The sequence below is a fragment of the Niastella sp. genome (assembly GCF_045805085.1).
GTDB lineage: Bacteria > Bacteroidota > Bacteroidia > Chitinophagales > Chitinophagaceae > Niastella.
Genome location: NZ_JBJMLX010000280.1, coordinates 1 through 7,591 on the forward strand (window position 1 = coordinate 1; position 7,591 = coordinate 7,591).

A 7,591-nucleotide genomic window follows, 5' to 3' on the forward strand; every position below is an offset into this window, starting at 1 on the left:
ACACAAATACACTAAAATACCCAAAAACAAAATATATTAAAACATGTTAATCGTAACAATATCCTGTCCTAAATCCGGTTCCTGAACGTTCCTCAATGCGTCTAAAACTTTGTCAGGGGTCATTCATCTAAGAGTTTTGTTAAAAAGATTTATTTGCTGCAAAATTAACCATTGGCAGGAGTATTTTGTTGAAGTATTTTAGCCATTATGTATATATTTGACGGGCATGAAAAGACGTTTACTTTTTCTGATTTCCCTGGCGATTGCCATCCCTTTTGCCTCTAAAGCTCAGTTTGAAAAGCTGAAAGACTCCGTAGTGCAATTATATGGCGTTGTAATGACGGCCGACAGTCTCAGGGCCATTCCTTCCGTTACTGTTATGATTAAGGGACAGAACCGGGGTACCATTACAAATGAACAGGGGGTTTTCAGTATCGTGGTGATGAAGGGCGATATCGTGGAGTTTACGTCTATCGGCTATAAACCCAAACTGGCCACCATTCCGCGCGAACTTGAAGGCAATCAATTCAGTTTGCTGCAATTGATGGTTACCGATACGGTTTACCTGCCAGCCACCATCATTAAACCACGCCCCACCAAAGAACAGTTTGAACGCGATTTTGTAAATGTTGACATTCCAGACGACGATCTGGAAATTGCCCGTAAGAATAACGATGAATCAAAACGCCGGGTACTGGCCCGCACACTTCCCCGCGATGGCCGGGAAAGTTCCAACATGTTTTTACGGAACAATGCGCAACGGTATTATTATAACGGACAGTCCCCGCCTCAAAACATCTTCAATCCCGCAGCCTGGGCTGAGTTTATTCAGGCATGGAAGCGGGGGGATTTTAAGAATCAGAATTGAGTTGGTTGACCAGTTGACCAGTTGACGAGTTAACAAGTTGACACGTTGATAGGGTTGACGGAGTTGATAGCGTTGATAAGGGTTGTGGATTAATGTTCTGCCTACCTGGTTCTAAGTTTTACGTTATTAGATTCGTAGGTTATTGAATTCCTGGGTTTCCGGTCGCCGGTTACCAGTTACGCGTTGACCGGCCAAAATGCATTCGTTTCCGCCAAAGGCGGATAGGCTGTTTTGTCGATTGCCGCGTCGATTCTCTGCCCTTTGCCCTTTCCCACCACTGCCTGGTGCCCACTGCCTACTGCCTTTTCAACATTGTCTTTTCTATATTAACACTCGTTAGTATATTAGCGCCTCATTAACTTACCATATGGATTTGAAAAATATAGCAGTTATTGGCGCCGGCACCATGGGAAATGGCATTGCGCATGTTTTTGCACAAAATGGTTTTGCCGTAAACCTGATAGATGTAAATGCCGGTCAGCTGGATAAAGCCCTACAGACCATTCAAAAGAACTTCGACCGCCAGATAGCCAAAGGCGCCGCCACCGAAGAGCAGAAAAAGAATGCCCTGGCCAACCTCACTACATTTACCGATATGGCCCAGGGGGTTAAAGAAGCCCAGCTGGTGGTGGAAGCTGCTACGGAAAACATAGATCTTAAACTGAATATCTTTAAACAACTCGATAACCTGGCCCCCGGCCATGCATTACTGGCTACCAATACTTCTTCTATTTCCATCACCCGCATTGCCGCCGTTACCAAACGCGCGTCCCAGGTGATCGGGATGCACTTTATGAATCCCGTACCGGTGATGAAGCTGGTAGAGATCATTAATGGCTACGCCACTTCCAAAAACGTTACCGACAGCATTGTTGCGCTGAGCAAACAACTGGGTAAAGTTCCCTGTGTGGTGAACGATTATCCCGGTTTTATTGCCAACCGGATTTTGATGCCCATGATCAATGAGGCAATCTACAGTCTATACGAAGGCATCGCCGGCGTAAATGAAATTGATACCATCATGAAGCTGGGTATGGCCCACCCCATGGGTCCCTTACAGCTGGCCGATTTTATTGGATTGGATACCTGTCATGCCATTTTGAATGTGTTGTTCGAAGGTTTCGGCAACCCGAAATATGCGCCCTGCCCATTACTCACGAATATGGTTACGGCGGGTTATTTAGGTGTGAAGAGTGGTGAAGGGTTTTATAAGTATGAGGCGGGTAGTAAAGAGCTTGTGGTGAGTGACAGGTTCCGTTTGTAGGTTTTTAAGTTATTCATTCCATCCAAACACCTGTTGCCACTTTTCAGGCAAAGGTAAATTAGGTATGGTATAGGCCGGAACACGCTCGCCATCGCAATAAATAAAGTGTTCCAGGTGCCAGTTGCAGGTATCCGCCTCACTCCATTGGTTGCTGGCGTATTCTTCCTGGATCTGCAGTTTCCCATTTTGCCAGGTGTACTTGCCATAAAAGCCTTTGCAATGTTCACCCAGATAGATCGACTTTTCCCCGGTGGACAAGCCAAAATCATAGTATGATCTTATCTCGGGCAAATGTTCCAGTCTGTCTTCCTCGTTGTTGTACAAATACACGTCGTGGCAGCCAGGCGAAGAGCAGTTACAGATGCCTGCAGAATAGTTCCAGGTAATTGATACATCTTTAAAGCCATCGAAGTTTATATCGCAGAACTGAATCGCGCTGTCCCTGATCTTTCCAAACCCGTTCATTACCTGACGCAGCTGCCAGTTGTTGTCTTTTATAAAAAAGAAGAACAGGTTCCTTTCTTCAAACCCCACTAATGCATGTTGCTTTTGATCGGTGCAGATATTTCCTTTGTAGAATTGGATGCGGTTGGTGTCGCCTTCAAAAACGGCCAGGGTGTAAAACTGGTTTTCCGCTTTATGACTGTCCAGTTTCCGAATGCAGTAATCCCGGAAAAAGGCGATCTCCTCGGCGCTGTCCATAGCCTTGCTTAACAGCACCTCGTAAGGAACGGCGTGTACCGATAAGGTATCTGTTGACTTGTTTTTGCCCCAGGGCCCTTTACCTGGTTTACAGGCTTGAATCAATACGAGGGACAGGATTATTACCGTAATAAACCGTTTCATACGCTTTCAGACCTCAGTTAGGAGAAAGATACTACAAATTCTTCTCCACAATTTCCACTCCGCGCATTTCTTTGAACTTATATATAGCTTCGTTAAGCCGGCCCTTGGATATGCCGATCACCAGGTGGCAAAACAGGTTCATATCTTTTTCCAATACCGTGCAGTTCAGTTGTTTTACCTGCATCATCACTTCGTTCATTTGCGTATAATCGAACTGGAGGGTATAGGCCACTTCAATGGGTTTTTGAACAATGGGCGTTACCTGCAGGGCCAGGGAAGCGGCTGATTTGTAGGCGTTGATCAATCCGGGTACCCCCAGCAAAGTGCCGCCGAAATAACGCACTACCACTACCAGCACGTTGGTAAGTTTTTTACTGTCTATTTGGCCCAGGATGGGTTTACCGGCGGTGCCTGATGGTTCGCCATCATCGCTAACGCGGTATGTATTATTATCAAGCCCTATGCGATAGGCAAAACAGTGATGGGTAGCCTTGGGGTGTTCTTTCTTGATGGCTTCCATACACTTTTTAAATTCCTCTACCGACTGTATCGGGTAAGTATAGGCAATAAACTTACTGCCACGGTCTTTAAATTCTGCGGAGGTTGATTTTTCTATGGTGTAAAAGAATTCGAGGTCGGTCATAATTAAATGTTATTGAAAAATGGACGGGTCATCCATAAGCGATCAACGCAATTGCACCCAGTGATAAGGCAATTCCCAGCCAGTTGGTGGCTGACAACTTTTCTTTAAAGATCAACCAGGCTACTAAAGCCGTAAGCAGCACAATGCCCATGTTATTGATGGGAATAATGGCCGAGCTGTTGCCGGAATAGCCTTTTAAGGCGCCCAGCAAAGTCCAGATGGAAAAATAATTCGGCACCCCGATCCCGATACCTGCCAGGACTGCCCTGCCAGACATTTTTTGCCGCCCGGTAGCAAACAGATAAAACAAAATAAGCCAGCCTACCGAAGCAGCCACACAAAAAGCGGTGATCAGGTAAGCGTTCTGGTTAGCCGGGTTGATAAATGCCTGTTCAACATATTTTATCATAGTATCGAGCAGGCCGCTGCCTACAAATAACAACAGCGGCATAGCCCAGATGAGCCACGATACTTTTTTGTCTTTCCTATTTCCTGCCGCAGGCCGGGTGGTGAACCAAACCGCCAGCAGGGCCAGCGCTACGCCTGCAAACTTCAATATCGTAGCTTTTTCATGATACAGGTACAGCGAAAACAAAAAGGGTATCACCATCGATAACTTATACGCCACCGTTGCTGCCGCCACGCCAATCTTTTGAACGGTATAGGCAGCCAGGTTAAACAGCGAAATAAAACAGGCGCCCATAAACAATGCCCACACAAACCAGGGTTGGTGAACCAGCGTCCCGTTTATGGGGAAACTGCCGTTCACTATACTGCCGGTTATCACACACACGGTATAGTTGTATACAATAGCCTGCAGGTTATTGATGCCCAACCGGTCGATTATTTTAAAGGAAATGGTAAGCCATGCGGTCAATACGATACTGGCAATGAGAAATAATAAACTGCTCAATGGGCCAGGGTTTGCGGGTTCACAAAATATTGAAGGGTATCAGAGAACATTGTTTCCTGGTGCAACAGTTGGCCGCTTTGCATGCGTGGGGCAGGTAAACCCTGCGGCGCCACCAGCTCGTTATTGGTGATTATGCGTATTTCATCCCATGCTCCTTCATCAATAAACGATTGCAGCAATTGCGCGCCGCCTTCCACCAGCACACTCTGGATCTTTAACTGGTATAATGCATGCACTACCTGGTTAACAAGAGGTACATCCTTTGTAACCTGGTAATACATCAGGTTCTCTTTTTCTTCCTGCTTCAGGCTATTGAACACGATGGTTCTCACCTGCTGATTAAACAACTGTAACGATGACGGCAATCTCAGGTTCATATCCACCAACAGCCGAACGGGATCCGGGCCGTTCCATAAACGGGTGGTCAATGCCGGATCATCGAAAAGGGCGGTATTGGTACCTACCAGAATGGCCGCTTCTTCGCTTCGCCATTTATGTACCAGCCGGTTGGTAAACTCATTGCTGATCAATAAACGTTCTCCCCCGGTCTCCGTCGCCATTTTTCCGTTGGCCGTTTGGGCCCATTTCAAAATAATATAGGGGCGTTGTTGGGTATTGAAAGTGATGAACCGTTTATTCAGAGTTTTGCAATCCTGCTCCAGCACGCCCAGGGTAACTTTCACCCCGGCGGCTTTTAATTTTTCTACCCCTTTTCCATCCACCTGTTTAAACGGATCGCGCACGCCAATAACCACTTCGGGGATCTTTTTTTCAATGATCAGATCGGCGCAGGGCGGTGTTTTGCCAAAATGGGCGCAAGGCTCCAGCGATACATACATCACTGATTGGGAAATCAAATGCCGGTCGGATCCCTGCACGGAATTCACGCAATGCACTTCGGCATGCGGACCGCCATATTTTTGATGGTACCCCTCGCCTATGATGCGGTTTTCATGCACCAGCACCGCGCCCACCATGGGGTTGGGCGCCACGTATCCAGCCCCGGCTTTCGCCAGTTCAATACAGCGCTGCATGTATGTTTCGTGAATTGTCAATGGTGGGCCTCGTTTCGAGGCCGCAAATATACGCCAAAATACCCTCATCTTTGCCCCCATGACGGTATACGAGGCGCAACAACAACTTCAAACGGCCCTGGCTGAGCTGTATGATAACCGCGAGGCGGCCAACATTGCCGACTGGGTAATGGAACATGTTACCGGTCTGCGAAAGATTGACCGTATTGTGCATAAACAGTCGTCCCTGGCCCCTGATGGTGCGGACCGGCTACAGGAATATACCCGGCAACTGCTTACCCATAAACCGGTGCAATACGTTTTACATGAGACCTGGTTTTGCGGCATGCCGTTCTATGTGGATGAGCAGGTGCTGATTCCCAGGCCGGAAACGGAGGAGCTGGTTGAGTGGGTGGGGGAAAACGCAAGGCAGTGGGCAGCGGCCAAAGGGCAAAGGGCAGAGGGCAAAGGCTCCGTCGCGGCCATCAACAATAATCCGGAAATGCTACGCATTCTTGACATTGGTACCGGAAGTGGTTGTATCCCAATTTCGTTAAAGAAAAAACTGCCGCAGGCAGAAGTATATGCCTGTGATGTAAGTGAAGGGGCTTTGGCGGTAGCTGCCCGCAATGCAGCCGCCCAACAAACACCCATTCATTTTTTACAGGTCGATTTTTTAGATGCAGACAGCTGGTCATCTCTCCCTGAGGTTGACATCATCGTTAGCAATCCGCCTTATATTCCGCAAAGCGATAAAAACACCATGTTGCAAAATGTACTGGCTTATGAACCGCACCTGGCTTTGTTTGTACCTGATAACGATGCACTGGTGTTCTATGATGCCATTGCCCGTTTTGCCCAACGCACGCTGCCCAAACACGGTTGCGTTTTTGTAGAAATTCATGAAGATCTGGGTCAAAAAACAAAAGGGTTATTTGAATCGAAAGGCTTTAATGCAGCGGTAAAGAAAGATTTTCAGGGAAAGGACCGGATGGTGCGGGCAGAACGCCTTGTGGATAAGGGTTAAAAAGAACCCCGACACTAGTGTCGGGGCAGTAACTTATTTCACTTTTGTATCTACCAGTAGCGTTGACCGGGCGCCCAGTTCGCGGGCTACCCGCATTACCGCCACCACATCTTCGAGCGGAACCGTTTTATCGGCATTGATCGCAATGGTGGCCTGCGTGGAATCTTTCATCACATAAGGCTCCATAAAGGCCTTCATTTCTTCTATCGTGATCTGTTTACCATTGATGATGTATTCACCAGTAGGTTTTATGTTCACGATAACCGTTTGCTTGGCCTTGGTATCGCTCTTGGCCTTGGGTTGCGACAACTTGATCACATTCGGATTGGCCAGGGTAGATACTATGAGGAAGAAGAACAACAGGATGAACAGGATGTCGTTCAACGCACCTGCATGCAGTTCCGGATGTCCTTTTAATCTTCTTCTTAAATTCATTTTACCTGTATTATTTAGGTTTGTCTATCGTGTTGGTTCCTGCAAAATATCAATGAATTCTGCGCTGGCGGCTTCCATGCGGTTCACTGTTTTATCGATCTGTGCATTCAGGAAATTATATCCTACATACGCCAGCAGACCAATGATCAATCCGGATGCAGAAGTGATCATTTTCGTATAAATACCACCTGCTATCTGGGCCGGAGTAAACTCGCCCGATGCATTGATATTATAGAACAATTGCAACATCCCGAAGATGGTTCCCAGGAACCCGAACATGGGCGCAATACCATACACCAATGATAAAACCGACAGGTTGCGTTCCATTTTATACACTTCGAGCTTACCTACATTTTCCATGCTTTTTTCAATAGCCTCGATGGGTTTACCTATACGCTGTAACCCTTTATCGATGATGCGGGCCACCGGGTTGGGCGTATTTTTAGCCATTGACCGGGCTGCTGACACATTACCACTAAAGATATTATCCCGTATTATATACATGAAGTTGGGATCAATATTACTGGCCTTACGAATAGCAATGAGCCTTTCGAAGAAGAAGAAAACAGCCAGTACAAACAG

The 7,591-nt window shown here is 46.9% G+C and carries 9 protein-coding genes; 3 read left to right on the plus strand and 6 right to left on the minus strand.

All coding sequences use genetic code 11. The features are described from left to right. Positions 1–226 precede the first annotated feature (226 nt). Together ACJ751_RS14595 and ACJ751_RS14600 are read left to right on the plus strand one after the other, a co-directional pair. Complete coding sequence (locus ACJ751_RS14595; protein WP_407746235.1) at positions 227–868, plus strand: carboxypeptidase-like regulatory domain-containing protein; 642 nt, start codon at positions 227–229, stop codon at positions 866–868. Positions 869–1,235: 367 nt separating this feature from the next. Next, entirely contained in the window at positions 1,236–2,132 is an 897-nt protein-coding gene (locus ACJ751_RS14600; protein WP_407746236.1) for a 3-hydroxyacyl-CoA dehydrogenase family protein, read from the plus strand. 9 nt (positions 2,133–2,141) lie between these two features. Here ACJ751_RS14600 and ACJ751_RS14605 read toward each other — a convergent pair whose 3' ends face one another. The 4 genes from ACJ751_RS14605 to ribD are packed head-to-tail and all read right to left on the minus strand — an operon-like array spanning position 2,142 to position 5,637. Then, complete coding sequence (locus ACJ751_RS14605; protein ID WP_407746237.1) at positions 2,142–2,978, minus strand: XAC2610-related protein; 837 nt, start codon at positions 2,976–2,978, stop codon at positions 2,142–2,144. Between the two features lie 31 nt (positions 2,979–3,009). Further along, positions 3,010–3,621 (minus strand): YigZ family protein, encoded by a 612-nt coding sequence (locus ACJ751_RS14610; RefSeq protein WP_407746238.1) that lies wholly within the window; start codon positions 3,619–3,621, stop codon positions 3,010–3,012. A 28-nt stretch (positions 3,622–3,649) separates the two neighbouring features. Next, positions 3,650–4,534: a hypothetical protein gene (locus tag ACJ751_RS14615; protein ID WP_407746239.1), complete on the minus strand. Its 885-nt coding sequence runs from the start codon at positions 4,532–4,534 to the stop codon at positions 3,650–3,652. Further along, a complete protein-coding gene (ribD, locus tag ACJ751_RS14620) occupies positions 4,531–5,637 on the minus strand; it encodes a bifunctional diaminohydroxyphosphoribosylaminopyrimidine deaminase/5-amino-6-(5-phosphoribosylamino)uracil reductase RibD (protein ID WP_407746240.1) in 1,107 nt (368 codons plus the stop codon). Before ribD ends, ACJ751_RS14615 begins: the two co-directional genes overlap by 4 nt. A gap of 10 nt (positions 5,638–5,647) precedes the next feature. Between ribD and prmC the strand changes: the two genes are divergently transcribed. Further along, a complete protein-coding gene (prmC, locus tag ACJ751_RS14625) occupies positions 5,648–6,574 on the plus strand; it encodes a peptide chain release factor N(5)-glutamine methyltransferase (protein WP_407746241.1) in 927 nt (308 codons plus the stop codon). A gap of 33 nt (positions 6,575–6,607) precedes the next feature. On the opposite strand, the gene ACJ751_RS14630 is transcribed toward prmC, so the two are convergent. Both ACJ751_RS14630 and ACJ751_RS14635 read right to left on the minus strand, forming a co-directional pair. After that, positions 6,608–7,009: an ExbD/TolR family protein gene (locus ACJ751_RS14630; protein WP_407746242.1), complete on the minus strand. Its 402-nt coding sequence runs from the start codon at positions 7,007–7,009 to the stop codon at positions 6,608–6,610. Between the two features lie 24 nt (positions 7,010–7,033). Continuing rightward, the coding region (locus tag ACJ751_RS14635; RefSeq protein ID WP_407746243.1) for a MotA/TolQ/ExbB proton channel family protein at positions 7,034–7,591 on the minus strand (558 nt) is incomplete at its 5' end.